Origin of the sequence: Ensifer sp. Root558 (assembly GCF_001427045.1) — a bacterium.
GTDB lineage: Bacteria > Pseudomonadota > Alphaproteobacteria > Rhizobiales > Rhizobiaceae > Ensifer > Ensifer adhaerens.
The window spans coordinates 29,964-55,893 of record NZ_LMGC01000017.1 but is presented as its reverse complement, the minus strand read 5'-3'; the positions used below and the strand labels follow the sequence as shown (position 1 = coordinate 55,893).

Below are 25,930 nucleotides of genomic sequence, written 5' to 3'. Positions count from 1 at the left end.
TGACGCGGTCGCTGAAGAAAAAGGAAAAAGTCAAACCAAGCGAACGAGCCGACGAAGCCGCGACCGGCTTGAGCGGATGGGACGAATTCGGGAGCGACAGTCTCCTTCGATAGGCGTGCCGTCGGTGGAACTTTCCTGCTGGACGGGCCGCTCCCAGTCCCCGACGTAAGCACGGTGACAATTCGAGTAGAACGCGCCGACTTCCCAGTCAACGAGCGTCATGCTCGCGACGCCCCGTCGGCAGGCAATGGCGACCATATCAGACTGGTCCAGAGGTTTCCTTCATTTGCAACAACGCTACCCGCTTTCGTCGCCATTTACCTTGCACATCGCTATCCCCGCGTAAAAGAGGCGGTATCCAGCGGGGCAGACAAAACGCATCGCTTGGCAATCGCCTCTCCGCGCAGATGGAATCCTCACCCAGGAATTCCTCTCATCAGACCCGGGGCGAGCCATCTAGTCCGTCTACTCACGCTCGACGAACTTGTTGAAGCGGCTAGTCTTGCCGCCTTCCGTCTTCTCCTGATGAAGAAAGGCAAGCCGGCTGCTCTCGAAAATCTCGAAGAACTCATCCCAGTTGATCTCTTCAAGGTCCTCGTCCTTCTCGCCAAAGTCGATCCGAAGAATGCCACCCTTGCCCTTCGTGCGAACCGCGGCGGGCCGGCCCTTGCGCTGTTCAACCCATTTACGGATTACGTCATGGTCGGTGGTCGTCGAACTGCTCATTGGATTCCTCCCGTTTAGCAGTGGTTCCGATGGAGTGACAAACTTTTGGGGCCGGCCGTCGGTTCCGTGGAGCACCTCGCTATTCGTGATTTTCGTGGCGTATTCAGCGGCACAAGGCTCTCTGCGTACTTCGCGCCATTCTCCCCAGCGTCTGTACCTGCGCGAGGTTGCCCTCGTGATCGGCCTGTTTGACACGCCGAAACAAGGCGTTCGCCGCCGCCCGGCGAACGGCATCCTCCCTAGGCCTAGTAGTCGCGGCGTAACATCGCATTGACGGCCGCCAGGATCTCGGAGATCCCTCCTCCGGTAGACGGTCGAGAGTCCACCCCTTCCCTTTCGACAACATCATGCAGGTAGGCCACGACTTGGGCCTCGTTACCCTGGACGGCCTCTGCCACCCGCCGGCAAATAGAAGCGACGGTCTTATCCGTCTGTGCCTCATAGCGACAAGCGGGGATCCTGCAAAGCATGCTTATGAGACTGAAGTGCCGTTGCCCGTGCGCGTTGGCAGCCTATCCGCCAAGGCGTTACGCCTACTCTCTCGGGATCACGGTCTTTCCTCCTTTTTCTCCGGAGCTTTGCGCGGAGCCACGGCAGTGCCGCGACGACGGTCTGACAACATGCGGGCAGTCCCAAATACTGGTTCGGTTCCAGAATTGAAATCTAGAATTCCAGTCCAGGGCTGCTCCCGTGATCCTCTCGATTTTTCTGCGCTTCGTGTCTCCAGAGTCAAAACCTGTTAACCCGCCTCACCACAAGACGGGAGGATTGCCCTAGCAAACGGAACATTGAGAAGACGGAGCAGTTAATACCGGAAAGGAGACGTGACTATGGGTATTAACAAACCTCGGGACGGCGCGCCCGGTACGACCGACCAATCCCCCCGCTGGGAGGGCCCCAAAGAGTCTAGGCCGCGTGGCTACCTACCAGCCAAAGACGACCCCGACACGGCGCGTGACGCCGTTGGCGAGACAAACAAGGACCCCGAGCGCAACCGCCCCTCCCACGCCTTGAAAGCGAAGGAACGCCGCGGTGGAGAATAAACGCGAGACCGGAGCGTTCGCCCCGTCACAGGCGGGGTTCGCCCCATCCCAGGCGGACCGCGAGGCCTACGGGGTTGCCAGCGCGAACCGACCGTCATCACCGGCTCTCAGGATGCCCGGGAAAAAAGAATGGGACGTCGGCTTCGACAGCGAACCCCAATCGTTCGTGAAACAGTCGCCAGAAGGGCCGGGAGCCTGTTAATCGGTCAGTAGTAGCTAAACGCAGCACCTCATCGCACACCTCGTACTTTTTCGACCGCCGTTTCTAAGTGCGAGTTTCTGGTCATGGATTGCTGCGGGCCCCAATCTTTCACAGCTCCGAAGTTCTCTCAGGGTAGGCTAGGCAAAAAAAGAACCGCCCGCGGCTTTGGCGGGCGGTCCTTTTTCACGTCAGAAAAACCCAGCGGGTTCTACTCGCGAGCCGGCAGATCGGGATCTTCCTCATCGGGCTCCGGCTCCCGTGGGGAGATTTCATCTTCTTCGTCGTCGTCCAATTCCTCATCTGCGTTTTCTTCATCAGATCCGGGGAGGGGCTTTCGTGGATCCTGCTCATCGCTGTGTCGAACACCATTACCATTGCCCACGGGATCATCAGGTCGTTCGCGTCCTTGTCCGCTTGCCATCTTAAAGACCTCAACTCTTTCGATTGCTGCTACGGCTCGCGCCGGAGGCGCCACTGGATCCGCTTTTCTTGCCCCCGGACCCGGAGCTCTTCCCGCTTCCGCTTTCTCGGCTGCTGGATGCACGCTTGTTTTCGTTCTTTCCACCTTGCTCGCCAGCTTTTCGATTTTGCTCGCTGCTGCCGCCTTGGCCGCCTTGGTTTGGCATTTTCGTTCTCCTCGGTTGGCGCACCACCGTCCACTCGGCTGGTGTACGCGTCCAAACACAGCCGAACGGAAATGTTCCGCGGTCTCGGTGCTTTATCGCAGCGACACTGCGCCATTCGTCCTTTACTCCTCTGCGCCGCTGCAAAAATGGCAAACATTTTCATGCTATCTGTGTCCAAGATCGGCTCTCGGACTCAAACCCGTCCGGTGACGCCGGCTTGCAGAATCGATCGACCACCGGCCAGTCCTCGATTTGGGGCGATACGGATCAGCGCGCGGCGATAAAACCTCGATGGGTCAAGCCTTCACTATCGAGCGATCTCGCCGTCCGCGGTACTGCCCCCTTTCGGGCCGCACGCGGCCAGGTCGATCGTTCATCAAGGAACCAAGAGGAATATGATCATTCCTGCCGCAATCAGGCTGAGCCCCGCCCAATTTCTCGTTGGACCGAGGAAGCCAAGGCCTTGTCCTTTTGGCTCAAGTGTCGGAGGTGCGCCATCGTCGGAAGTACGCGGACGGCTCAATGGGCGCCCCGCAAGTGCCTCCCAGCAAAGGAGAAGTACGCCGAGCACGATGCAAGCGGCACTGATTAGAACGAAAATTGACACAGAGACCTCCTCATCTGTTGCGCGTTCCCCGGCGATTTGGAAAAGGAGCACCGCATTCTCTTACCAATCCCGATGCTGCCACTCTTTGGGTTTCGCTAGGATCCAACTCGCCAAGCAGCAAATGGTTCTCCACGGACAGCTGACCAATCAGCAACCGACCCGAGTAATGGTTGACGTCACCGAAACCATTCGGGCGGTTCCCAGGCGTCGGAACGCTTACCGCATGATACCATGCGCGATCTGATCGGGCTCCTGAAGCGCATGACGCCGGCGGAACCGTCGGCGGACACTGTGGCTACGAGCGGGGGTGAAGGCCGCTAAGCATCCTGGTTGCTTCCTGCTCTTGGATAATAGTTGCAGCTATCATAGCATCAGCTAAGACCCCGAACGCGGGTACAATTGGGCGCGACCTCTAGAATCGGCTGGAATTGGCGGCGATATTCCTTTCAAATTTACTCGACTTTTTGTTGTGGTCGCCACGATCGGAACTGCCGGCATGGTTGCGCCTTCGTTCTGGTCCCTGACTACTTTTGTTCCCTCTAATTTTAGGGGTTTCTCATTATCAACAATCGAGAGCGGATCGATGTTCACCCGTTTGCGTGATTGCAGTGAACCAAGAGGGTGAATAGGCTTCGCAGAGCCACTACAGTGAACGAGGATGATGATGGCAATCGGTACTGTTAAGTTTTTTAATCAGGACAAGGGTTACGGCTTCATCTCACCTGAGAACGGCGGAACGGACGTGTTTGTCCATGTGTCCGCGGCTGAAGGCGGCAGTCCGCTTCGAGACGGCCAAAAGGTCAGGTACGACATTGGCCAGGACCGCAAGACAGGAAAATCGCGAGCCGAAAACGTCAGGTCAGCCTGAGTTGCCAACTGTACACCAGTGGCAACGACGAAAGTCGCGAGCTATGGTTCAACGAAGGACCCGCTGGCCTTCGAAGCGACGGTCAGCAGACCACCATTCAGTTTGTTTCGAACCGTTCAAACATTTTTTGGAGCAGGTTGTTTTCCTGCCGAAGCCGTTGCGCGAGCAGCCCTTTCAGCCGGCGATTTTCTTCCTCGCGCGCCGCAAGGTCGTCAAGTGCTTCGGGAGTAACGATAACCGTCCGGCTGTCAAGAGGACGACCCCGGCGCGCCGAGCCCTGGCGCTTCAGCTTCGTTTTTTGTGGGATAGCCTTCGGGCGATCCACTTCCAAGGGTAGGATCGGAGCAGAACCGGAAAAAACATCAACGCTACCAGTGCCGCCTTCTGTCGGGTCCGCCAGATCTGCGATTGGGTCAGCACCCTCGATTACGGCGCCCTCGATTGGCAAAACTTCTGCAGTGGTCTCTGGAGAAGGCAGTTCCATGCGCTGAGCCGGAGCAAACGTGCGGTGCTTCTGTCTTCGCCGCGCGCACGAGCGCTTTGAGGTCCGTATCGCCCCAAATTGAGGACTGGCTGGTAGTCGACCGCCGGCGAGCCGATTTGACTTCGACGATAAACTTCCGCTGCTGCGGTTTCATCGGTATCCAGGGGGCAAGAGCGGCAAGCGTGGGGGACCCCTTCAGAACCGCTCGAGCAACTTCTTAAGCTGAGCGTTCTGCAAAGACAGTTTTTGTGCCAGTTGCCGCCTTAGTTGTGTGATGTCCTCGTCCAGCGCGACCACCTCATCGATAAAGACGATCGGTGCCCCGCGAGGCTCGGAGTTCGCAGCTCCATGCGCGACACCGGCAGCCAACGCAACGTTTTGAACCTCCCGTGCCTGCTGTTTTGAAGGTTTTCGGCGGAGGGAAGCCACCGGTTCGGTGGCACGTGGCGGCTCGACCTCAACCGGCGCCGTCTCGACAATCGCTTCCGCCTCATCAGGCGTTGCAGCGGGGATTGGGACTTCCGTCGGCATCGAGGACTCATGCGGCTGTTCGACGGTTCTGCCTCTCGATGCCAGATTGACCAAGAACTTCCACGGCGACTTCATGATGCCCCATCACCTGGATTTAGCCAGGCCCCCTCTAAAGACGCGATGACGAAGGCCGACCGCAAGACGGTCGGCCTTTCACCCTCGTGATCAGCTGAGCCCAAGCCGCTTGCGCAGATCGGCGTTCTCGGTCCGCAGTTTGTCGGCGAGCGCCTTGCGCAACCGCGCATTCTCTTCCTCCAACTGAAGAAGACCCGCGATCTCGTCGAGCACCGGAACGAACGCTGCCGCTGACGGCTTCGACGTGGTCCTCTTTCCAGGGCCTTTGGTGACGGCATTCGCCCGGGCCTTGACAGCGGGGGTCGCCTGACTTGCCGCCTTCACCTCAATCGAGGTTTCCTTGCGCTTGCGGCCCCTCTTGGAGGCCGGCGCGACACTTGCCTCTGCCATCGTTGCATCCGAAGCTACTTTTTTCACTCCGCGCTTCTTGGGCGCAGGCGCATCCGCCGGCGCAGCCGTTTCCACGACGGCGGTTTCATCCAGTTTGATTTCTTCTGCCATGATTTTACCCTCTCCAGCTCTAAACGACTTTTCCGACGAGCCAAGCGCAGTGTCAAGGAACACGCCGGCGACCAGCCGAGACAAACTCGTTTCTGTAGCGATTGACGCCGCGCAAGCAGACCACCTGGCGGACCGTGCCCCAAGCTTTCCGGGGTGCGGCCGTTTAGTCTTGCGCACTGCAACCGCCGGAGTGCCGCATCAAATCACCCGCGTGTTCTCCTTGCGGCAGCCCGGGGAGCGGCGGGAGCTCACTCAGTTGTAGCGACGGCGGAAGATCTCGTTGAGTTGGATGAGCATGCCGGGGCGGTTTTCATGCACGTGAATGAAACGCGTGCCGTTCGGGCGCTCGGGCAGTTGCACTTGCGGAAGGTTGACGGCGTGCGGGCACGAATGCCTTGAGCGTCGCGATGTAGCTCTTGAGATTTTTGTCGTCGAGCGCTTTGGCAAATCATCGAGGTTGGTGTAGCCAGAGGAAGAATAGTAGTCCACGGCGGTCTGGCTAATGTGGTCTGAGGTTCTTCATCAGTAAGAAAAATCAGCGTAGCGTCCGTTGGGAGCTCCCAACAAACTGCCGTTGTCATATATGTCGGCCGAATAACCTGAAAAATTCTAAAGTACGACGTGCATATAGGCCTCGACGTTGTTGGGAGTTCCCAACAGGCCGGCGGACGCTTTGCTTTTCGCGCACAGGCGCTGGGTTCAGGACTTCCAGCCGGCGAACCCTCATGGTTGCCTCCGCAAGTGGCATGTTCAGGACGAGACTAAGTCCGTGACGACACAGACAATAGGATTTCTACCGCAAGCGTGTAGCCGTTATCGTTCGCTATCCAGACCCTCGCCGTTGCGTTCCTGGAATTCCCTATAAAGTTCGTCCAGCTTGGCGGAAACGAACTGGGCAAATGCCGGAACCACCTTCTCTTCAAAGGTGATGGTCGTTTTCCCACTCCGAGCCTCGATGCGCGCTCCGCGTTTTCCACGCGGCGTCTTCCAAGTTTCCGACTTGCTGGCAGTCGCTTTCTTTTCGGGCTCGTCAAACGCACGAAGGAGAGCGTCCAACCGCGCGTCGCTTTCGAGCCTGTTCTCAGCATAACCGACGAGGTGCTCGCGAGCGCTAGCCAACTTGGAAGGCGAGGCAAGGTGGTCAACGAGCGCCAACCAGCGTGCCCGCCCTGCTTTGGGTGCCGGGCCAATCAGCCGAACCAAGTCCTCTGGAAGTTGCCGTGCGGTCGCCACATAGCGGCTGACGTCTGCCTTGTCGGCTGCAAGGGCGGCGATGATCGTTGGTCGGTCGCATCCGGCGTCTTCGAGGTGTTTTGCAAAGAAAGCCTTTTCGATAAAGGAAAGGTCCTTGCGGTCCAGATTTTCGCGCCCCTGCGCGATGACGAGCTGGCTGTCAGATAGGTTTCTTACGATCGCACGGACAGGCAGCCCGAGCTTCTGGGCCGCTTTCAAGCGCCGGCGCCCGTAAGCAATCTCGAACCGGCCCGTCGTCTGCGGGCTCGGTCGCACCAGAATTGGAACCTGCTGCCCATGCTCTGCCACACTCTCAACCAGAGCATCAAAGGCGGGGTCAACGTCGGCCGGGATCCGGTCTAAGATCCTCGAGGTATCAATCGAAGCGGTGTCAATGGAAATGACCGCTTCGCCTTCGGCCAGTTGCTGCTGAAGTCTCGTCGCCTGCTTGGCGTTCTCCGCCATCTCGTGCAACGAAGAGCCCATTGCCGAGATTGCACCCGTGCGCACGCGGTCCGCTGATTTGGACGCGGATGAAGCCGTAGCTACTGGCTTTTTCAGAAAGAGAGAGTCGATTGAATCTCGCCTGCTCATGTTGCCTCGCCTGTCATATCTTCAAATAAAAACGCCGATCCATCGCCGCGCTATGCGCGACCCCAGGCCCGTTTAATCAGCACTTCAACCTCAGAGTTCACTGCATCGAGCGCCTCCATGGCGCGATCGTAGGTAGATCTCGTCAAGTTTTCCCTGCCGATCTCGTACAACGTCTGCTTTGTCAGTCCGGCATCCGAAACGGCGGCGGACTTCAACATCGGGTTTGTAAGGACATGATCGTCAAACAAGTTGCGCAGGAGGGCTGCAACCTTTGTCTGCGGCGCATCTTGCGGTTCGAACCGGGTAAGCAAATAGCGTATAAAGTCATATTTCAGGTCCCCACCGGCGTCGCGTACGACACCAAGAAGGTCCCGCGTCATAAGCAGAAACTGGCTCATCGACGAAACGTCGAGCATCTGCGGATGCACGGTGACGATCATGGAGGTTGCTGCGCATAGTCCGCTCAACGTGAGAAAACCGAGTTGCGGTGGGCAATCAATGACAACAACATCGTAGTTGTCAGCAACCTCATCGACTGCAGCGGCCACACGGGCGAAGAACAGAGTTTCGCCCGGAGTGCCGGCGCTTAGCGCTTTGGGCGTTGTGTGCTCGAATTCCATCAGCTCGAGATTGCCTGGAATGAGATCCAAACCGTCAAAATAGGTCGACCGAATTACATCCGAGAGGTTCCGGCGCTCGTCATCGTAGCGAATTGCAGCGTAAAGGGTCTGATTGGACGCAACATCCAACTCGGGTTGGACCCCCAGAAGGGCGGACAAACTCGCCTGAGGGTCGAGGTCTACAGCAAGGACACGGTAACCCTGCAAGGCAAGGTGCTGGGCCAAGTGCGCCGAAGTGGTCGTCTTGCCTGACCCCCCCTTGAAATTCGTTACAGCCAGTACCTGAAGGTGTTCTCCAGGACGACGATGTGGCACGAACTCGACGCTCTCGCGCCCACGTGTGGATCGAGCCAGCATGCGCCGGATCTGATTGATGTCAGAAAGCGTGTAAAGGCGTCGACCATTGCTCGTTGTCTCCGGCTGCGGGCCTTCACCAGCGAGAGTCATCTTCCGCAGTGTCGAATCAGATACACCTATTAGTCGCGCGGCTTCTCCGGAGGTGAACTTTCGCAGAACTTTCTGCGACGTTGGCGGGAAAAGTGCTTCGCTCATCGATTGCAGCTGTGAGCTCAGAAGGTCTGCATGCTCACCGATGGTTACATCGACGCTTGGCAAAGTCTGGCGGTTTGCTTTTGTTGCCACACTCACGCTTATATCTCTCATCACGGATTTTTCGCCGGAACGGCCCTTTTTCCGTGACGATACGCAAATGCCATTTCTTGGCAAGGACTTAATGGTTAACAGAAGGTTAACGCGGCGGCGGGTTTGAGAGAGAAATCCAATTACCCTTTATATTCCGTGATTTAGCATTCAGCCTGCTCGTTGTGCTCACCATGCGTTTTACTGTGACTCCCGCATGGCCGCCGCGTGGGCAGGCTTCGAGCCGCACGTTTCCGTAGAACGCCGAGACTTTGGCGTGCAACTAATAAGCTTGTAGAATCCTACAACTGCACACGAACGCCGATCTGTGCTGCTCTCCCGTCGAACAAACATGGACGGAGAGTTTCGTGCAGATTCTCGCAATTTCGAAGCCGCGCAACGTCGAGGAGATCAGGCTTCTCCACAATCATCATCAACTGCGAGCTCGTGTCTTTTCTGATCGGCTCGGATGGGAAGTGGATGTCATCGGCGACTACGAATCGGATTGTTTCGACGCACTTGAGCCAACGTACATCCTAGCCGTCTCCGACGACGGGCAGGTGGTGGGTTGTGCGCGCCTCCTGCCAGCGCAGGGCCCGACCATGCTGGCCGACGTTTTCCCTTCACTCCTACCAAGCGGGGGGCTCCGCGCCCATACCGGAATGATCGAGAGTTCGCGCTTTTGCGTGGACACCACTATCGAGGAGGGACGGGGTGGGGGCAAGATACACGAAGCCACGCTCACCATGTTCGCCGGAATAGTCGAATGGAGCATCGCCCACCGTTTCACCGAAATCGTCACCGTCACGGATCTCCGGTTCGAACGGATCCTCGCCCGCGTCGGATGGCCTCTCCAGCGTCTTGGTGAGCCCAAGGAGATTGGCGCAACGATGGCCGTCGCTGGCATCCTCCCTGCCAACCGGGACACCTGGCTAAACCTCCGCCACGCCAACTACCGGTCCAATATCATCCACCCCTTTTGACCAAGCAGCTTAGGGAGAAGCCAATGAACCAGCCTCGATCCCATCCTCGACTTGTCCGCAAACTTCAGGAAGCCCTTGGTGATCAGCTCTGCGTCGCCCTCGACGACGCGAATGTCGTCGAGATCATGCTCAACCCGGACGGAAAGCTCTTCATTGAGCGCGTCGGGCATGGCATGAACCCCGTAGGAGAGATGTCGCCAGCGGCAGCGGAAATGGTAATCGGCACTGTGGCGCATGCGCTCCAGTCCGAGGTCGATGCGCAACAGCCGATCATTTCGGGTGAGCTCCCGATCGGCGGCCACCGTTTCGAGGGACTGTTGCCCCCCGTCGTCGCGAACCCTGCTTTCACCATACGGCGCCGGGCATCACATCTCATCCCGCTCGATGACTATGTTCGGATCGGCATCATGACTGTGGACCAGGCGGCGACGATCCGCAGTGCAGTCTCCGCGCGGCTGAACATCATCATCTCCGGGGGAACTGGTTCGGGCAAGACGACACTTGCGAACGCTGTCATCGACGAAATTGTCAGATCCGCGCCGGAGGATCGGCTCGTAATTCTGGAGGACACGGCCGAAATACAATGCACGGCCAAGAACGCTGTGGTCCTGCGCACAAGCGATACCATCGATATGGCGCGGCTTCTCAGGAGCACCATGCGTTTGCGTCCCGATCGGATCGTCGTCGGCGAGGTCCGTGATGGAGCTGCACTGACGCTACTCAAAGCATGGAACACCGGTCATCCGGGTGGCGTTGCAACGATCCATGCGAACACTGCCACCTCTGCTCTGCGCCGTCTTGCGCAACTCACCGCGGAGGCGAGCCAGCAGCCGATGCAGGAAGTAATCGGTGAGGCGGTCGACCTGGTTGTTTCGATCGAGCGGACCTCGCGTGGGCGCCGAGTTCGCGACGTCATCCATGTCGAGCAGTTTGCCGATGGCCAGTACCAGATCGAATCCGATCAGTTCACAGAAGAACAGGAGGCCCGCCATGTCGCCTAAGCATGCTCTGATCGCCATGACGCTCATTGCGGCGCCCAGCTTTTTTGCATCGACTGCGCCGACGCTGGCCGGTTCGGGCGGCAGCCTCCCCTGGGAGGGGCCGCTTGAGCAAATCCAAGAATCGATCACCGGCCCGGTGGCCGGATACATCGCGCTTGCCGCCGTCGCCATCGCGGGCGGGATGCTGATCTTCGGCGGCGAACTCAACGACTTTGCCCGGCGGTTGGTGTACGTCGTCCTCGTAGCGGGCATTCTTCTCGGCGCGACACAGATCGTGGGCCTCTTCGGTGCAACCGGTGCTTCGATCGGGCTGGCGGACACGAAAATTACAAAAACTCCATCGGGCCGCACTGATGGTTGAGCGTGTGTCCAGACTGCAGCGCAACCGCATCCATCGCGCCCTCTCGCGGCCGAGCCTGCTGATGGGCGCAGACCGCGAACTGGTGTTGATCACGGGACTTGCCGCCGTAATCCTCATCTTCGTCGTTCTAACCGCGTACTCAGCACTCTTCGGCATCGCCGTCTGGATCGGGATCGTCGGTCTCCTTCGCGTGATGGCGAAATCCGACCCGCTGATGCGGCAGGTCTATCTGCGGCACATCTCCTACAATCCCTACTACAGGGCAACGAGTTCGCCGTGGCGGCGGTACTGAGGACAACCATGGTCGCTCTCAAACAATTCCGGGCCACCGGCCCGTCTTTCGCTGATCTCGTTCCGTATGCCGGCCTGGTCGACAACGGCGTTCTGCTCCTGAAAGATGGTAGCCTGATGGCGGGTTGGTACTTCGCTGGACCAGATTCCGAAAGCGCCACTGACCTCGAGAGAAACGAACTTTCGCGTCAGATCAACGCAATCCTGTCACGGCTTGGCAACGGATGGATGATCCAGGTCGAGGCCATTCGGGTTCCGACAGTCGATTACCCTTCGGAAGATCGTTGCCACTTTCCCGATCCTGTGACACGCGCGATCGATGCCGAACGCCGAGCCCATTTCGCGCGCGAGCAGGGGCACTTTGAGAGCAAGCATGTCCTGATCCTCACCCACCGACCGCCTGAGTCCAAGAAAACTGCCTTGAGTAAATACATCTACTCGGATGAGAGCAGTCGGAAGAAGACTTACGCAGATACAGTCCTCGCCATATTCCGGAATAGTGTGCGCGAGATCGAACAGTATTTTGCGAACACCCTTTCGATCCAGCGAATGGAGACACGCGAAGTATCCGAGAGGGAAGGGGAGCGCACCGCGCGATACGACGAGCTCCTTCAATTCGTCCGGTTCTGCATAACAGGTGAAAACCATCCGATCCGACTCCCCGACGTCCCCATGTACTTGGACTGGATCGCAACGGCGGAGCTTCAGCATGGACTTACGCCGAACGTCGAGAACCGGTTTCTCGGTGTCGTGGCTATCGACGGCTTTCCTGCTGAAAGCTGGCCAGGGATCCTGAACAGCCTTGATCTGATGCCGCTCACATATCGCTGGTCCTCGCGTTTCATCTTCCTCGACGCGGAAGAGGCGCGGAAGAAACTCGAGCGCACGCGCAAGAAGTGGCAGCAGAAGGTTCGCCCGTTCTTCGACCAGTTGTTTCAGACGCAAAGCCGGGCCCTCGATCAAGACGCGATGAGCATGGTCGCCGAGACCGAAGATGCAATCGCTCAGGCGTCGTCGCAGTTGGTCGCTTACGGCTACTACACGCCGGTCGTTATCCTGTTCGATGACGACCGAGAGCGACTGCAGGAGAAGGCCGAGGCGATCCGCCGGTTGGTGCAAGCCGAAGGGTTCGGTGCACGGATCGAAACGCTCAACGCGACAGACGCCTTTCTCGGCAGCCTTCCAGGCAACTGGTACTGCAACGTCCGAGAACCACTGATCAACACCAGCAACCTCGCTGATCTGGTTCCGCTTAATTCGGTCTGGTCGGGCAGTCCGGTTGCCCCTTGTCCCTTCTTTCCCACCAATTCTCCGCCACTGATGCAGGTCGCGACCGGCTCAACGCCGTTTCGATTCAACCTGCATGTCGATGATGTGGGGCATACGCTGATCTTCGGCCCGACCGGCTCGGGGAAATCGACGCTGTTGGCACTGATCGCCGCGCAGTTCAGGCGGTACGAGTTCGCCCAGATCTTCGCTTTCGACAAAGGCAATTCACTACTGCCGCTAACGCTGGCCACCGGCGGGGAGCACTACGAGATCGGCGGCGATCATGAAGAAGGGAGGGCGCTTGCGTTCTGCCCACTATTCGACCTTTCAACGGATGGCGATCGGGCCTGGGCCAGCGAGTGGATCGAAATGCTCGTTGCGCTACAAGGCACGACGATCACGCCTGATCATCGGAACGCCATTTCCCGCCAGCTCTGTTTGATGGCCAAAGCGACCGGCCGGTCTCTTTCGGATTTCGTCAGCGGCGTGCAGATGCGCGAGATCAAGGACGCGCTCCACCACTACACCGTCGACGGGCCAATGGGTCAGCTGCTCGACGCCGAGCAGGACGGGCTCACCCTCGGCACTTTCCAGACTTTTGAAATCGAACACCTCATGAACCTGGGCGAACGCAATCTCGTACCGGTCCTGACCTATCTGTTCCGGTTGATAGAGAAACGGCTAGACGGCTCCCCCAGCCTGATCGTCCTGGACGAGGCCTGGCTGATGCTGGGCCACCCGGTATTCCGCAACAAGATCCGCGAATGGCTGAAGGTCCTGCGCAAGGCAAACTGCGCGGTCGTGCTCGCGACCCAGTCAATCTCGGATGCCGAGCGCTCTGGCATCATCGATGTGCTGAAGGAATCTTGCCCGACCAAGATCTGCCTTCCGAACGGCGCGGCCCGCGAGCCGGGGACGTGCGAGTTCTATGAGCGGATCGGATTTAATGAGCGGCAGATCGAGATCGTCTCTGGGGCCATCCCCAAGCGTGAATATTACGTCGTCACGCCAGAGGGCCGCCGGCTCTTCGACATGGCGCTGGGTCCGGTTGCACTCAGCTTCGTCGGGGCGTCCGGCAAGGAGGATCTCAAGCGCATCCGCGCACTCAAGTCCGCACACGGTCAGAACTGGCCGAGCCATTGGTTGGCAACAAGAGGAGTTCCCGATGCCGCGTCAATACTCAACATCGAGTAAGGTGCTTTCAGCCGTGGCTGCTATCACAACTGTCGTCGGATCGCCGCAAACCGTGCGCTCCGGGTCAGCAACAGGTGTTGCCACAGAGTGGACGCAGCTCGCCAACAACGCCCAACTCGTCGATCTCCTAAAGAGCAATGGGCTGCAGGTCGACAATCAGCTGACCCAGATCAGCCAGTTGGCCGAGCAGATCCAGAACCAGCTGAAGATCTACGACAACATGCTTCAGAACACGGCGCGATTGCCGAACCAGATCTGGGGAGAGGTGGAACGGGATCTGAATCAATTGCGCGAAATCGTCGATCAGGGGCAAAGCATCGCCTTTTCGATGGGCAACGCCGACGATCCTGGCACCATAGTACCGATTAGAGTTTCGCTCATGCGATGGATCTCAGGGAGGTCATGGCGGTGAACTTGCGTCGAATACGTCATGGCAAGAAGTTGACGCAGGAAGAACTGGCCCACCGAACCGGCCTGAGCGTCCGGCATATCGGGGATATCGAAAGGGCAAACACATCCGCCACCGTCACGGTGCTCGGGCAGCTCTCCGAGGTATTGGGTGTGGATCCGAGCGAGCTTTTGGCAAAGCCCTAGGGATCTGATCCCGCGCATCGTCGCGGAACATTTTACTTTCGTGACCAACACGCGTGCGATTTCAGAAAATTATACGTACGTTGCACGCCGGCCTGATCATCATCGTCCCCGGTGCTTCCCGCCCTGCAGCGGGAACTGTTCCTCGCGGCCCTTGATGAACTCATTCATCGAAACATCTTGGTGAACGAATTCATCGAGATGACGTTGGAAGGCAATGAGGCCATCCTGACGCGCTACGCACTGCCCGAATGACGGTCAATTTCCGCCGATGCGGGAAAGATCGATGCGTATTCCGGCGCCTGCAACATCCTCGTGCGCTTGTGTATCGCGTGTCGTGCCCGCTGCGTCTTGATCAACGATGGACGGCACGTTTCTTCGCTGCTGCAATTCGAGCCCACCTCCCGGGTCTTTCGCTTGGAAAACGCTGACGCCTTCGAACTCACCAGTCTTCCAGGCATAGACCGCATCCTCGAATATGTGTGGGAGGGCCTCTTCGCTCGTCGGATTGCCGTACCACTTGCTGACAATCCGCAAAACCTTCGCAAACATTGCCGTTCCACTCCGAAGATTTTCACATGGATCAACAAGCTCCGGCTTCAGGTCCCCGGCGTCCTTAACGCCGAGACCCGCCGGAAACTGCGTCAGTCCGACGCGAACCACCGATCGTCCAGCGTGCTGGCGGATGATCGCCATTGCCTCGTCGGTCGATGACGGTTTCTGCACCAGGATCAACCGCGCGCCCGATTTGACGGTGACAGTGAGGGGATCGGTGGAACCCGCAGCCGCTACGAACTGCTCGACGATCGCGGGGTTAAGGGAAGGATCGGCGCACTCTTTGATCAGGGCAGCGTCCACCATGACGTCTCCTCGGTTTTCAGGTGTTGAGGGAAAATACAAGCGGCATTGCAAACAGCTTTGCCCAGGCGATGGTGCTCGCTCGTTGAATTGCGACAATCGATGTCCCCTTGGTCCACCACCCGTTTCCGACGGCGACGATCAGGTCCGGATCGTGGAGCATCGATTGCAATATCGGCCAGACGACGAGTTGCTCGTAGCAGATCAGTGGTGCCACCCGACGATTGCCCATCGTCGCAACGGGACTGCCAAACAGGTGCGCGCGCGCACCACCGCTCTTCCCGAACCATGACCGCCAGGGCTGCCACATCGAGCCGGGGACCGGCATCCGCTCGCGATAGAGAACTTTGCCTCCGTTCGCCGAGAGGCCGAAGAGGATGTTGTCATAGGTCTCTGCGCCAAGCATGGCCGCACCGGCGATCACGGTGATGTCGGTCCCTTGCAGGGCATTCACCCAGAGCCGTTCAACGGTTGGCGTCAAGAAGCCCAGGGCACTTTCGGGCAGGACAACGGCTCTGCCGCCAACTGCACGATCCTTCACCGTTGCAACCAAAGCACTGTGACGCTCTAAACTCGCATCGCGGCCGAGCGAAGCCCCAAGATCGAGATCGACGGCCAGCCAACCCTCGGGTAGTTTCGGCTCGGTCCAGTTTGCGGCGGACCAAAGCCAAAGTCCCGAAAGGACAATGGCGACAGCCGGCCATGCGCGGGTTACGAGGCCCATGAGGCCGGCTGTGACCGCAAGCAATCCCCACCATTCCCATCCGGGGAACAGAATGCCGGCAGCCGTGGCGGGATGAGCCCAGCCTGTGATACCGAAGGGTGGAAGTGCCATGACGACAGCCGCAATCAGATAGCGGAACGGACGAGCGCGGGAGCGCTTCGTCCAGAGCACCGCATGCACAGCAGAAAAGCTCCCGGACGCGCATAGCCAAAGCAGCAAGCCGGGCCAAAGGTCGGATGCGTAGAAGGCCGCAACGCCCTGCGGCAAACCGCGGGACGCAGCTAGGAAATAGCCGACCGAGACAAGCAGCGCCACAGACCTCGTCTGCGCCCGCGACCAGAGGACAGGAAACACCAACGCGACCGGCAGAAGGAGGACGTTGCCGCTCCACCCGATCCATCCGGCCACAATCGATGCGATGACCAGACCTGCTGGCCGGAGGTCGTTACGGTGCATAGGTCAACACCTCTTGCGCCAGTCCGAGAATTCCCGCTTCGGAGACAGGCCCGAAATAACGGGAGTCGTAGGAACCCGCGAAGGGTGAGTGCAGGAACACCGAACCTGCCGGCACAATCCCTCCCGAAAATGGCGTCATCTTCCGTCCCTGTCCATCAAGCTGCGCCACGCTGGAGGCGGGTATCGAACGGCCGTCCACCCTGACGCTGGCGTCCACCTCGACACGCTGTCCGGCAATTGCGATGACCGACTTGATAAGGGGCGCGACGCCGCCCGGACAGAGACCGGAGCGCAGGTACCCGCGCGCCCGTGCTTCACGCATCGTCGTGGTTTGCGGTGGACAAATGAAGACGAGATCGCCGACGGCGGCTGGCCGAGCGAGCTTGACTATTCGCCAAAGACCAAGCGGCTCGCTCGGCGTGAGGTTGATCCGGTAGTTACCGAACCAGGCAATGAAGATCGCGCTGAGGAACGCCGTTGTGATCATGGTCAAGCCGAGTAGGATCGGGCAATTGCCTCGCTTCAACCGCGCGGTTGCAATGGGGAGGGCGGTCATTTCAGCGACAGTCCCTGACTTTTGGTCTGACGTAGCGTCTCGGCCTGTTTCAGGGCTTCGACCGTTCGCTCGTGGGCGCTGAGCTGCTGCGCTGCGCGCATCAAGTTCCACGCCAACCGGACCTCCGCGGTTTCACCGGGTTTCAAGCCAGCTGTGATCGTTTTGAAGGTCTCTCCATTCGTGCCCTTGGCGGCGAGCGGCAGGAACGTGCGCTCCCCGAAACGCTCGTTGACCGCCTTGGCAAAGCCGTCCAGTTCCGCCTTCACTTGTCTGTCGGCGAGAGCGAACCCCAACGCCGCGAGGAGCTCATTGCGATCGATGGCATCCCGCACCCGCTCCAGCGTTTGTCGGGCGCCCGCAGACAACTCGGGGATGTCGATAGCGACCCTGCGGCGGAGTGCCACTTCCTCTGTCCGATAGCGTTGCTCGATCCGGCTGCGCTGGCCCACGTAGTCGCCAAGACTCTGGACCAGAGCCGGAACGTTGCACTCCGCCCGCTCACGGTCCTGTTTGTCGGCGCGGCTTGCGAGAATGCCGGTTCTTCCTTTAAGCGCGCCGTAGGTGTCCGGCTGACTAGCGACCTTAGCCAACGTTGCGCTGGCGACGGTATCGTCCTTCAACATCTCGCAGACATTGACCGCCTTGAAGGCGGCTTCCGGCTGCGCGTAGACAAGATGAAACCGGGTCGACACATCTTCCCATATCTTCTTCAAACCGGGATCGGCTTCGATTTTGTCTATGACTGACTGCTCCATCGATTTCGGGAATGTGGCGATACCGGCAACCATGGGTCTGGTCTCCTTCAGTCTTTGCGCATTCATTGTTTTGGCGCCGACAGCGAACCCCAGCTGCTCGCCGATACTGGCAAGGCGGTGAGCCAGATCAGTCATTTTCTGTTTCTGCCGAACCGTCCAATCAAGTCGGTCGCGGGCGATCGTTCGAGCGACATTGAGGAGGTGCAGGCCCCGTGCTTGAGCGAAGTGCAGCGCTTGGCGATAGAAGGTCGCCTTCTCGTAATCGAGCGTGGTTTCCTTCGAGTTCTTCTGCGACAGCATCTCAGTCAGGCCGCCGGCCTTGGCGAATGAACGCTGACCGTAATAGACGTCGAGATCCTCACGGTGTCGGGTCATCGCGACATAAGTCAAATGCCGATCGAGGGAGAGCGAAGCAAGCACCTTCACCCGGTCCACGGTGGCGCCCTGGCTCTTATGGATCGTGGTGGCATAACCGTGGTCGATATTGTTGTAAAAGCGGCTCTCCACCGTCACCTGGCGCCGATGCTGTCCTTCGCCAATCTCCGCGACGATACGATTTTGAGCCGCGTCGACGACCTTGCCGAGCATGCCGTTCTTGACGCCCAGAGATCCTTCGTTCTTGAGGAAAATAATCTGATCACCGGGCGCGAAATGGCGGTTCCCGTCCTCGGTCCGAAACATGAAACCGTCGTTGAGCAGGCCTCGCTCAACGAGCCTGGCACGTGCCATATCGTTGAGCATTCTCACATCGCGCCGAAGGTGGGCGAGGATCAGCATGGTCCTGGTAGGATCGTAATCGCGCTCCCAGTCCGCAATCAGGTTCTGGACCGCTTGGGCCTTGAGCTCGGAAGCAACGATCCTGCCATTTGCGCGATAGGCTTCAACCGCCTTGCCGACATCGCCCCGGGCGAGATCGAGCGACGCGTCGCGCATCCACCGTTCGCGTTGTCGATAGATGGTCTGAAGTTCGGCATAGCCGATCCGATCGGCAATGGCGCGGAAGGCCGCGCCCGCTTCAATGGGCTGCAGCTGCTCCGGGTCGCCGATCAGGACGAGCTTGGCGCCAGCCTTGGTCGCGACCTCGACGAACAGCGCCATGTGCCGGGATGATACCATACCCGCTTCATCGAGAACGAAGACCGTCTTGTTGTCGAGCGGGTTTCGACCTTCTTTCCAGCGCAGTTCCCAAGCCGAAAGCGTGCGCGAGACGATCCCCGCGTCCTTCTCCAACCCTTCAGCGGCCTTGCCGGCGAGCGCACCACCGACGACACGATAGCCCGCTGTTTCCCACGCTTCACGCGCAGCTTTCATCATCGTCGTCTTGCCGGCGCCGGCGCGGCCAATGACAGCGGCGATGCGCTCGGGTCCCGCTACATGCTCGATCGCCGATATCTGTTCCTTCGACAGGCGCGAATGACGTGTGAACGCCGCCTTGAGCACGGCATCCCGAACGCCATGCGAGGATCGGCGTGACAGCCAAACCGCGCGACTTGCCATCTCCGCTTCCAGCCTGATCAGCTCGCGCGTGGCGTATTTTGCCGGCACACGCAAGCCTGTCGCAAAAGCGAGCCGCTCGCGGTCGAGACAAAGCGCGTCCGGGCTTTGCAGAATGCGCGCCATCAGACTCTGGAAGAGGCCGGGGTCATCGATATAGCGATGCAGGATCTTGGCTATGTCGCGTTCGTCAAAGACGCTTTTTTCACGCGAGATCAGGTCGAGCACGATCTCCGGCCGACCCTGGATGCGTCGCGAGTTCTCGCTTCGCCGCTCCTCCTGCAATACCAGCCGCTCGAGCGAAGCTGCCTGTTCGTCCGCCGCGGATTTCCGCTCGATCGCCTTGGTGCCGACTCCGAGATGAATGGTCGGCGTAAGCTCGATACCCTGCTGTTGGAAAGAACGGCCATCGATGCGAATGCCGAGACCGGCAAGCCCCAGATGACGGTTCTGGCAGGCAAACCAGCCATCGCGAAATGCGTTGAAATCGTCGAGGTTTCCGGCCCAAAGTTCGTAGACGATCTTGCCATGATCGTTGCGGATTGGATTGCCGTCCACCCCCAGAACCGCGACCTTCTTGCCGCCGAACCCATTCTCGGTCAGCGGCCTCAACGTCGTCATCAGATGGACATGCGGGTTGCCCGGCGCATCGTGATAGACCCAGTCAGCGACCATGCCCCTGGAGGTGACGTGGTGCTCGACAAAGTCTCGGATGAGCGCGACGTTCTGCTCAGCTGTCAGTTCGAGCGGCAGCGCAATCGTGACATCCTTGGCGAGTTGGGCATCACCACGCTTCTCAAATTGCTCAACCTTGTTCCAGAAGGCTTCTGCTGCTCCCGAGACGGGGCGGTCTGCAATCATCGACCGCAACCATGCGGGTGCATCGGCCGGGATGGCAAACTCTTCGTGGAGCAAACCCTGCTTGGCGCGATAGTCGATCGTCCTTGCTTCCCGCTCGTAGTCCATCTTGGCGCAATGCCGATAGGCCGCCGACATGACCGCGCTGCGACCGGAGCCGCGGGCGACGACGCTGACGGAGAAATGGGGAACGGCCACGGCAGAAATCTTTCCCGATTGCGAACAAACTCAAACGGTCGTGGGGAACGGCAGCCCCGCCAGGGGGAGAAAAGCAAAGCGTCGCATCGGCGACGTATAATTGCGCACTTTGATGCCGCTCCTTCGGAACGGCCGTGATCATTCACAAAAGCATCGCCCTTGGCGATTGTAGGATTCACCGTAGTGCGCTGCGCCCTCCGGTCCGCAAAACTGCCTTCGAAAGACAAGCTTTCTGAAGCCAGGGAGAACTGCGCACATGAAGAAACCTTCTTCAAAAATTCGCGACGAAATCGCCAAACTGCAGGAACAGCTCAAACAAGCGGAGACACGGGAAGCCGAACGCATCGGCCGGATTGCGCTGAAGGCAGGCCTTGGCGAAATCGAGATCGACGAAATCGAGCTTCACGCCGCCTTCGAGGCTCTGGTGATGCGCTTTCGCCAACGCCAAGGCGTCATCGCCTCGACCGGAAGAAAAAGGAGCGCTGGCGAAAACGGCGGACCCGCCGGGACTACGACGCTCGCGCCTGGCACGGCTGAGGGCAGCAGTGGCGAGGCTTAAGCGGATGGCGAAAATGAGGACATCCGATTCCCGCAAGAAGGACACGCGGGAAAAGATTGAACTCGGTGGTCTGATTGTGAAGGCGGGCCTGCGATACGAAAAACGCGCGCTTCTGCTTGGAGCACTGGTCGAACTGAGCCTCAGACTGAAGTCCGACGAAGGCGAGCGGGCACGGCTGATCGCCATCGGGGCGGAGGCTTTCAGCCATGACGACCAATAAGCTTGCGCTCGCAATCATCCCCCTCGCGCTGATGACGCTGACGGTTATCGGCATGCATGGCATCGAGCACTGGCTTTCGCCGTTCGGCAAAACGGATGCGGCAAGGCAAACTCTCGGACATATTGGCATCGCCGCGCCCTATGTCAGCGCCGCGGTGGTCGGGGTAATCTTCCTGTTCGCAAGCGCGGGCGCAGTCAAGATCAAGCTCGCGGGCTGGAGCGCTCTCTTCGGAGCCGCAGCAACGCTTCTGACGGCAGCATTCCGTGAGGCATCACGTCTTTCCGCGTTTACTGGAGAGGTGCCCCCGGGCATGTCGGTTGCCTCGTACCTGGATCCAGCAACAATGGTCGGCGCAGCTGCCGCGCTGTTGGCTGGAGGTTTCGCGCTCCGCATAGCGTTGATCGGAAACGCGGCCTTCAGACGTCCCGAGCCCAAACGCGTGAAGGGACAAAGGGCCCTTCATGGAGAGGCCGACTGGATGAAGATGGGGCAAGCGGCGAAGCTCTTTCCCGATACAGGCGGAATTGTCATTGGCGAGTGCTATCGCGTCGACCAAGACAGTACGGCGGCGCAGCCGTTTCGTTCGGATCATTGTGAGACCTGGGGCGCTGGCGGCAAACCGCCATTGCTCTGCTTCGACGGGTCATTCGGATCGTCGCACGGGATCGTCTTTGCCGGATCCGGTGGCTTCAAAACAACATCGGTGACAATTCCGACGGCACTCAAATGGGGCGGCGCGCTTGTCGTGCTCGACCCTTCAAGCGAAGTGGCGCCGATGGTCTGTCGGCATCGCAAAGCCGCAGCGCGGTTCCTCCGCATCCTCGATCCGAAGGAACCGGAAACCGGCTTCAATGCGCTCGACTGGATCGGTCGGTTCGGCGGGACCAAGGAAGAAGATATCGCGTCGGTCGCTTCATGGATCATCAGCGACAGCGGCGGTGCGCGTGGCTTGCGCGACGACTTCTTCCGCGCTTCGGCGCTGCAATTGTTGACCGCTTTGATCGCTGACGTCTGCCTGTCCGGCCATACCGACCAGGAGAACCAGACCTTGCGGCAGGTTCGGGCCAATCTGGCGGAACCCGAGCCGAAACTGCGCGAACGGCTACAGTCGATCTATCACAATTCGAACTCGGACTTCGTGAAGGAAAACGTCGCCGCCTTCGTCAATATGACGCCGGAAACCTTCTCGGGTGTCTACGCCAATGCTGTGAAGGAAACGCATTGGCTGTCCTATCCGAACTATGCGGCCCTGGTGTCCGGTTCGACCTTCTCTACCGATGCCCTTGCCGCCGGAAGGACCGATGTGTTCATCAACATCGACCTCAAGACCTTGGAGACGCATGCCGGGCTTGCGCGTGTGATCATCGGCTCGTTCCTCAATGCGATCTACAATCGCGACGGCCAGGTGAAGGGGCGGGCGCTCTTCCTTCTCGATGAGGTCGCGCGCCTCGGTTACATGCGGATCCTCGAAACCGCGCGTGATGCTGGCCGCAAGTACGGCATCACGCTGACGATGATCTACCAGTCGATCGGACAGATGCGCGAAACCTATGGCGGCCGAGATGCCGCAAGCAAATGGTTCGAGAGTGCGAGTTGGATTTCTTTCGCCGCGATCAACGATCCCGACACGGCGGACTACATCTCTAAACGCTGCGGCATGACCACGGTCGAGATCGACCAGGTCAGTCGAAGTTTCCAATCGAAGGGAGCGTCGCGAACCAGATCAAAGCAGCTTGCCGCGCGTGCGCTGATCCAGCCACACGAAGTGCTTCGCATGCGCACCGATGAGCAGATCGTCTTCACCGCCGGCAACCCGCCGCTTCGCTGCGGACGGGCGATCTGGTTCAGGCGAAAAGACATGAAGGCTTGCGTCGATGCGAACAGGTTCCACAAGATCGCGCAAGACGTCTGAGGCTCCAGGATCGAGCCGGCGCGAAGAGCCACGAGCAAGGCTGACCCAGAAAAATGAAGAGTATCGGAGAAATCAGCATAGCGGCGCCCGAAGGGCGAGATTTCGGGAATTCTCGTCGTGCGGAGGGCGGGAAAAGAGCAGCCGCAGGAGCCTCAACATAGAGGCCCGAAGGGGAGGCGGGACCGACTGCACCCCGCGCCTCGCACACGATCGACCGCGAGCCTGCCTGCGCAATAACGATCGGTGCGGAGGCCGTCAGCGTGATACCGACAGGTGTCCGCGCCTCCAACTTGAGAAAGATGGGCACGGTGTCAGTTGCATGCATAAAAGCCTCCGTCAGAACGGAGGCTCTGCGCTGACACGGCCGTCCTGTTCTGCCAGGGCGCGCTCGCGCTCGGCCTTGGCGAGTTCAAGTTCAGTCTCGATTTGCCGACGCTCGCCAGTGCAGACGGCGTTCCTGAGCTCGGCCAGCAGTTCTTCGATGTGTTGTTCGATCGTCATCATCGTCATCTCCAGATGTTTGAGAAAGATGACATCCGCGGTCGTGGGGAGAGGGCCGGGTCAAGGAGCGCCAAGCGCCCGCACCGCGGCGGGTGGGGGAGCCGCAATGCGCAAGCATTTTGGGGGAACCACCCGTCCTTGAGGCGGCCCTTTCACCACGTCAAAATGGGATGATCTGAGCAAATCCCAACCTCTCGTGTGGCAGCAAAAAGCCGGAAACCGGCTCGATGCCTGTTTCCGGCTTCAGACACGAGGCTTGGCCCCGCGTTGCGGCGGGGCCGGTCGCTCCTCAGTCCCGGTTCGGGCGGGACCAGATGAGCTGGTATCCGTCTTCGCCATCGATTTCCGTCAGCGTCGCGTAGATCGGAGCCGGGAAGCTCGGGTCGTCGAGTTTGACCGAGAGGTAGTCGCGGTCCTGCTCGGAGCGCTTCTGCCAGGCGGCGCCGAGTTCGACGGCGCCCGCAAAGATGCGGAACTGCGGGCCCTTGTCCGAGGGGTTCTCGATGCGGGCGATGCGTGCCTTGATGTTGAGGGCGAGGGTGCGGATCGAGCCGGTGAAGCCGCTTTCGTTGGCGGTGAAGGTGCCGATGGTAGCCATTGTCCTTTTCCTTTTTGCTTTCGGGCCGCACCATTGCGGCCTCGATGGCAGTCGCAAAGGCCGGGGATGATCGGACCGCACCCGCAAGGGCCGGAACACACGTGAAGGGCGGAACGGAGAAACTTTCTTGTTTCGCGAGGAATGGCGGTGATCCGGGGTCCCACTCAAGTGGGGGTGTTCTCCGCCAGGGGATGAAAGTTTCGGAGAGCCGTTGCGGGAACAAGAGCGAGGCGAAGCCGTTCCCCGGGCAGACATGCCCCATCGAGACCGCGGATGGTGCCCCGGCGCTCAGGAAAGGGGATATGACTGTGGCGATCGACATCAGACGATCCCAAGCCGACAGCCGCACCGGGTTTAACCTGACTGCCAGCACAACGGTCAGACATGCTTCTCGCTTGCCCCTCAGCCAAGGGTCGCTTGCGAGACAAACTTTGAGCGATCGAGTTGCGCGATTCGCCCGGAGGAAAAAAGCGTCAGCAGACCAAGCCGTTCATCGTTGAGATGAAGCAGTCCCGAAAGCCGAAAACCGGGATCCACAAACCGTCGATCTGGGGAAACTGGATCTGAGCGTGGCTGACAGCCCTATGGACCACCTGAAGCCGGTCGTGGAGCCGGCCACCGCCAAAAGCGGCGACCGGCCTTAATCATTCGCCTCCGACGCTACCAAGCCGCATCTTGCATTTCCGTCTCTTCTGGCTGAAGCCCGTGGAGAAATACGGTCGCGCGCTGCGCGTGCGCCGCCGCTACCTCAGTCTCCACTTTGGTTTTTCATGACACCTTCTGGCTCGCCGGCATCCCGGCCATCCGGGTCAATGGCCGGCGCAGGGGCGAAGCCTCCGTTGATGCGGTCAGCGGGTATGCGGCACGTCTGCCTTGTTCGTTGTCTTGTCCATTCTATCCTTGTCCCGCTGCAGCACATGATTCCAATCGTCGGCGGAGGGGCGAAGTCGATGCCATGCGCAGCCGACGTCGTCAGCCAGTGCGCGGAGCCGGCCGGCATAGGCGTCGCCTTGCGAATTGGCGTCTGTCGCCGCGACGAGTTGCGCGTCCGAGCCCGCCGCCAGCGCGCGCAAGGCGGCACTCGTCGCCGGCGCCCAGCCACCGCCAGTGCTAAGATAGAGGGTGCCCACCCGCATCCCTTCGATGGCCGCCAGGCTCATGGCGTCGATCGCCGCCTCGGTCACACAGAGGCGAGTGGCATTTGTGCAGCCAAGCCGGAACAAAACCTTGCTGCCGCCGGTCGCAAATCCACGCCATTCCGGCCCACGGGATTCCCATCCGCAAACCGCACCCAAATCGTCGGTATGTGCCGCCCACATGCTCCCCGACGGCCCTTCGCGCAGTAGACCTTGAGCGATCGCGGTGCGGATGATGGGGACAGGAAGGCACCGCTGCCAACGGAGATAACGCCATGTTGCGGAGCCCGGCCATGGCGATCTCCGGCCGGCCCAAGTTTCGGAGATGGACGTGAGGTCCGGAAGTTTACGACCTTCGTGCTCCCACATGGTAGGCAAAGGCTCCGTGCCCGCAAGTGCAGCGACCCGAGCGCATGCTTCGAGGAAGGCACAGCGCTCCAAATGGACTACGAGACCGAATACGTCGCCTTTCTCCTCACCCAGAGGATCGAACCATCCCCTTCCTGAGTGCGTGACAATGATGATTTCGCTGCCGCGGCGATACTTCATTGCACGTTTTGTGCTCTCTTTAGGGTCGAGAGCGAAACCAGAGGCCTCCAGTGCCACCTCACAGCGCACTGTTTCCCGCAGTCGTTCAATGTCCCTTCGATTCATTTTTTCATTCGG

26 protein-coding genes and 2 pseudogenes are annotated in these 25,930 nt (G+C 59.5%); 13 read left to right on the top strand and 15 right to left on the bottom strand.

Translation table 11 applies throughout. From position 1 onward, the window contains the following. Positions 1-465: 465 nt before the first annotated feature. Positions 466-726 (bottom strand): hypothetical protein, encoded by a 261-nt coding sequence (locus ASD63_RS18895; protein ID WP_034796848.1) that lies wholly within the window; start codon positions 724-726, stop codon positions 466-468. Between the two features lie 830 nt (positions 727-1,556). Between ASD63_RS18895 and ASD63_RS36250 the strand changes: the two genes are divergently transcribed. After that, a complete protein-coding gene (locus tag ASD63_RS36250) occupies positions 1,557-1,769 on the top strand; it encodes a hypothetical protein (protein WP_029742856.1) in 213 nt (70 codons plus the stop codon). Positions 1,770-2,179: 410 nt separating this feature from the next. On the opposite strand, the gene ASD63_RS18880 is transcribed toward ASD63_RS36250, so the two are convergent. Continuing rightward, entirely contained in the window at positions 2,180-2,392 is a 213-nt protein-coding gene (locus ASD63_RS18880) for a hypothetical protein (protein ID WP_134888074.1), read from the bottom strand. A gap of 1,022 nt (positions 2,393-3,414) precedes the next feature. On the opposite strand from ASD63_RS18880, the pseudogene ASD63_RS36245 reads away from it, so the two are divergent. Both ASD63_RS36245 and ASD63_RS18875 read left to right on the top strand, forming a co-directional pair. After that, positions 3,415-3,525 (top strand): annotated as a pseudogene (locus ASD63_RS36245) (transcriptional regulator); the annotation flags it as partial. A gap of 343 nt (positions 3,526-3,868) precedes the next feature. Beyond that, positions 3,869-4,072 carry a cold-shock protein gene (locus ASD63_RS18875; RefSeq protein ID WP_060529744.1) on the top strand — a complete coding sequence of 68 codons (204 nt, stop codon included), beginning with the start codon at positions 3,869-3,871 and terminating at the stop codon, positions 4,070-4,072. 97 nt (positions 4,073-4,169) lie between these two features. Here ASD63_RS18875 and ASD63_RS18870 read toward each other — a convergent pair whose 3' ends face one another. The 6 genes from ASD63_RS18870 to repA form a co-directional block, all read right to left on the bottom strand. Beyond that, on the bottom strand, positions 4,170-4,556 hold the full coding sequence (locus ASD63_RS18870; RefSeq protein ID WP_060529736.1) for a hypothetical protein: 387 nt from the start codon (positions 4,554-4,556) through the stop codon (positions 4,170-4,172). 195 nt (positions 4,557-4,751) lie between these two features. Next, positions 4,752-5,162, bottom strand: a complete 411-nt coding sequence (locus ASD63_RS18865) for a hypothetical protein (protein WP_060529735.1) — start codon at positions 5,160-5,162, stop codon at positions 4,752-4,754. 90 nt (positions 5,163-5,252) lie between these two features. Beyond that, complete coding sequence (locus ASD63_RS18860; RefSeq protein ID WP_244497264.1) at positions 5,253-5,747, bottom strand: SyrB-like regulator; 495 nt, start codon at positions 5,745-5,747, stop codon at positions 5,253-5,255. A gap of 168 nt (positions 5,748-5,915) precedes the next feature. Next, positions 5,916-6,152 (bottom strand): hypothetical protein, encoded by a 237-nt coding sequence (locus tag ASD63_RS34375; protein ID WP_082572939.1) that lies wholly within the window; start codon positions 6,150-6,152, stop codon positions 5,916-5,918. Between the two features lie 324 nt (positions 6,153-6,476). Beyond that, positions 6,477-7,490: a plasmid partitioning protein RepB gene (gene repB / locus ASD63_RS18855; protein WP_060529733.1), complete on the bottom strand. Its 1,014-nt coding sequence runs from the start codon at positions 7,488-7,490 to the stop codon at positions 6,477-6,479. Between the two features lie 50 nt (positions 7,491-7,540). Further along, entirely contained in the window at positions 7,541-8,773 is a 1,233-nt protein-coding gene (gene repA, locus ASD63_RS18850) for a plasmid partitioning protein RepA (RefSeq protein ID WP_090429322.1), read from the bottom strand. Between the two features lie 344 nt (positions 8,774-9,117). Here repA and traI point away from each other — a divergent pair, with 344 nt between their 5' ends. The 7 genes and pseudogenes from traI (at position 9,118) to ASD63_RS18815 (ending at position 14,442) form a co-directional block, all read left to right on the top strand. Beyond that, positions 9,118-9,732 (top strand): acyl-homoserine-lactone synthase TraI, encoded by a 615-nt coding sequence (gene traI / locus ASD63_RS18845; RefSeq protein ID WP_060529732.1) that lies wholly within the window; start codon positions 9,118-9,120, stop codon positions 9,730-9,732. A 23-nt stretch (positions 9,733-9,755) separates the two neighbouring features. Next, entirely contained in the window at positions 9,756-10,733 is a 978-nt protein-coding gene (gene trbB / locus ASD63_RS18840; protein WP_060529731.1) for a P-type conjugative transfer ATPase TrbB, read from the top strand. After that, positions 10,723-11,094, top strand: a complete 372-nt coding sequence (locus tag ASD63_RS18835; RefSeq protein ID WP_060529730.1) for a TrbC/VirB2 family protein — start codon at positions 10,723-10,725, stop codon at positions 11,092-11,094. Before trbB ends, ASD63_RS18835 begins: the two co-directional genes overlap by 11 nt. Next, a complete protein-coding gene (locus ASD63_RS18830) occupies positions 11,087-11,386 on the top strand; it encodes a conjugal transfer protein TrbD (protein WP_060529729.1) in 300 nt (99 codons plus the stop codon). Before ASD63_RS18835 ends, ASD63_RS18830 begins: the two co-directional genes overlap by 8 nt. A gap of 8 nt (positions 11,387-11,394) precedes the next feature. Next, positions 11,395-13,848 carry a conjugal transfer protein TrbE gene (locus ASD63_RS18825; protein ID WP_060529728.1) on the top strand — a complete coding sequence of 818 codons (2,454 nt, stop codon included), beginning with the start codon at positions 11,395-11,397 and terminating at the stop codon, positions 13,846-13,848. After that, positions 13,820-14,194 (top strand): annotated as a pseudogene (locus ASD63_RS18820) (conjugal transfer protein TrbJ); the annotation flags it as partial. The gene ASD63_RS18825 and the pseudogene ASD63_RS18820, both read left to right, overlap by 29 nt. Positions 14,195-14,232: 38 nt before the next feature. Then, a complete protein-coding gene (locus tag ASD63_RS18815; RefSeq protein WP_060529727.1) occupies positions 14,233-14,442 on the top strand; it encodes a helix-turn-helix transcriptional regulator in 210 nt (69 codons plus the stop codon). Positions 14,443-14,697: 255 nt separating this feature from the next. Here the strand turns inward: ASD63_RS18815 and ASD63_RS18805 are convergent, their stop codons facing one another. The 4 genes from ASD63_RS18805 to traA are packed head-to-tail and all read right to left on the bottom strand — an operon-like array spanning position 14,698 to position 20,338. Beyond that, positions 14,698-15,300 (bottom strand): TraH family protein, encoded by a 603-nt coding sequence (locus ASD63_RS18805; protein ID WP_060529726.1) that lies wholly within the window; start codon positions 15,298-15,300, stop codon positions 14,698-14,700. 16 nt (positions 15,301-15,316) lie between these two features. Beyond that, positions 15,317-16,477, bottom strand: a complete 1,161-nt coding sequence (locus ASD63_RS18800) for a conjugal transfer protein TraB (RefSeq protein WP_060529725.1) — start codon at positions 16,475-16,477, stop codon at positions 15,317-15,319. Then, a complete protein-coding gene (traF, locus tag ASD63_RS18795) occupies positions 16,467-17,033 on the bottom strand; it encodes a conjugative transfer signal peptidase TraF (RefSeq protein WP_060529724.1) in 567 nt (188 codons plus the stop codon). Before traF ends, ASD63_RS18800 begins: the two co-directional genes overlap by 11 nt. Continuing rightward, entirely contained in the window at positions 17,030-20,338 is a 3,309-nt protein-coding gene (traA, locus tag ASD63_RS18790) for a Ti-type conjugative transfer relaxase TraA (RefSeq protein ID WP_060529723.1), read from the bottom strand. Before traA ends, traF begins: the two co-directional genes overlap by 4 nt. A gap of 256 nt (positions 20,339-20,594) precedes the next feature. Between traA and traC the strand changes: the two genes are divergently transcribed. From traC to traG, 3 genes are read left to right on the top strand one after another with little or no spacing between them, the layout of a single operon-like run. Then, the gene (gene traC / locus ASD63_RS18785; RefSeq protein ID WP_034796843.1) at positions 20,595-20,897 is read left to right on the top strand and encodes a conjugal transfer protein TraC; all 303 of its coding nucleotides are present in this window, start codon (positions 20,595-20,597) and stop codon (positions 20,895-20,897) included. Between the two features lie 4 nt (positions 20,898-20,901). Next, positions 20,902-21,117: a type IV conjugative transfer system coupling protein TraD gene (locus ASD63_RS18780; RefSeq protein WP_034796842.1), complete on the top strand. Its 216-nt coding sequence runs from the start codon at positions 20,902-20,904 to the stop codon at positions 21,115-21,117. Next, positions 21,104-23,029: a Ti-type conjugative transfer system protein TraG gene (traG, locus tag ASD63_RS18775; RefSeq protein WP_034796840.1), complete on the top strand. Its 1,926-nt coding sequence runs from the start codon at positions 21,104-21,106 to the stop codon at positions 23,027-23,029. Before ASD63_RS18780 ends, traG begins: the two co-directional genes overlap by 14 nt. A gap of 336 nt (positions 23,030-23,365) precedes the next feature. Here the strand turns inward: traG and ASD63_RS35170 are convergent, their stop codons facing one another. From ASD63_RS35170 to ASD63_RS18765, 3 genes are all read right to left on the bottom strand, one after another. Next, complete coding sequence (locus ASD63_RS35170) at positions 23,366-23,533, bottom strand: hypothetical protein (RefSeq protein WP_156624160.1); 168 nt, start codon at positions 23,531-23,533, stop codon at positions 23,366-23,368. Between the two features lie 286 nt (positions 23,534-23,819). Further along, complete coding sequence (locus ASD63_RS18770) at positions 23,820-24,128, bottom strand: DUF736 domain-containing protein (RefSeq protein WP_060529722.1); 309 nt, start codon at positions 24,126-24,128, stop codon at positions 23,820-23,822. Positions 24,129-24,976: 848 nt separating this feature from the next. Next, on the bottom strand, positions 24,977-25,918 hold the full coding sequence (locus ASD63_RS18765; protein WP_060529721.1) for a DUF3991 and toprim domain-containing protein: 942 nt from the start codon (positions 25,916-25,918) through the stop codon (positions 24,977-24,979). Positions 25,919-25,930 lie beyond the last annotated feature (12 nt).

Coding starts and splice junctions, on each gene's coding strand:
- repB (WP_060529733.1), bottom strand. CDS start 7,490: ATGAGCAGGCGAGATTCAATCGACTCTCTCTTTCTGAAAAAGCCAGTA.
- ASD63_RS18815 (WP_060529727.1), top strand. CDS start 14,233: ATGGATCTCAGGGAGGTCATGGCGGTGAACTTGCGTCGAATACGTCAT.
- ASD63_RS18875 (WP_060529744.1), top strand. CDS start 3,869: ATGGCAATCGGTACTGTTAAGTTTTTTAATCAGGACAAGGGTTACGGC.
- ASD63_RS18830 (WP_060529729.1), top strand. CDS start 11,087: ATGGTTGAGCGTGTGTCCAGACTGCAGCGCAACCGCATCCATCGCGCC.
- ASD63_RS35170 (WP_156624160.1), bottom strand. CDS start 23,533: ATGATGACGATCGAACAACACATCGAAGAACTGCTGGCCGAGCTCAGG.
- ASD63_RS18765 (WP_060529721.1), bottom strand. CDS start 25,918: ATGAATCGAAGGGACATTGAACGACTGCGGGAAACAGTGCGCTGTGAG.
- ASD63_RS18825 (WP_060529728.1), top strand. CDS start 11,395: ATGGTCGCTCTCAAACAATTCCGGGCCACCGGCCCGTCTTTCGCTGAT.
- ASD63_RS18835 (WP_060529730.1), top strand. CDS start 10,723: ATGTCGCCTAAGCATGCTCTGATCGCCATGACGCTCATTGCGGCGCCC.
- traF (WP_060529724.1), bottom strand. CDS start 17,033: ATGACCGCCCTCCCCATTGCAACCGCGCGGTTGAAGCGAGGCAATTGC.
- ASD63_RS18805 (WP_060529726.1), bottom strand. CDS start 15,300: ATGGTGGACGCTGCCCTGATCAAAGAGTGCGCCGATCCTTCCCTTAAC.
- traG (WP_034796840.1), top strand. CDS start 21,104: ATGACGACCAATAAGCTTGCGCTCGCAATCATCCCCCTCGCGCTGATG.
- repA (WP_090429322.1), bottom strand. CDS start 8,773: ATGAGAGATATAAGCGTGAGTGTGGCAACAAAAGCAAACCGCCAGACT.
- ASD63_RS18800 (WP_060529725.1), bottom strand. CDS start 16,477: ATGCACCGTAACGACCTCCGGCCAGCAGGTCTGGTCATCGCATCGATT.
- ASD63_RS36250 (WP_029742856.1), top strand. CDS start 1,557: ATGGGTATTAACAAACCTCGGGACGGCGCGCCCGGTACGACCGACCAA.
- trbB (WP_060529731.1), top strand. CDS start 9,756: ATGAACCAGCCTCGATCCCATCCTCGACTTGTCCGCAAACTTCAGGAA.
- ASD63_RS18780 (WP_034796842.1), top strand. CDS start 20,902: ATGGCGAAAATGAGGACATCCGATTCCCGCAAGAAGGACACGCGGGAA.
- ASD63_RS18880 (WP_134888074.1), bottom strand. CDS start 2,392: ATGGCAAGCGGACAAGGACGCGAACGACCTGATGATCCCGTGGGCAAT.
- ASD63_RS18865 (WP_060529735.1), bottom strand. CDS start 5,162: ATGAAGTCGCCGTGGAAGTTCTTGGTCAATCTGGCATCGAGAGGCAGA.
- ASD63_RS18770 (WP_060529722.1), bottom strand. CDS start 24,128: ATGGCTACCATCGGCACCTTCACCGCCAACGAAAGCGGCTTCACCGGC.
- ASD63_RS18870 (WP_060529736.1), bottom strand. CDS start 4,556: ATGGAACTGCCTTCTCCAGAGACCACTGCAGAAGTTTTGCCAATCGAG.
- traC (WP_034796843.1), top strand. CDS start 20,595: ATGAAGAAACCTTCTTCAAAAATTCGCGACGAAATCGCCAAACTGCAG.
- ASD63_RS18895 (WP_034796848.1), bottom strand. CDS start 726: ATGAGCAGTTCGACGACCACCGACCATGACGTAATCCGTAAATGGGTT.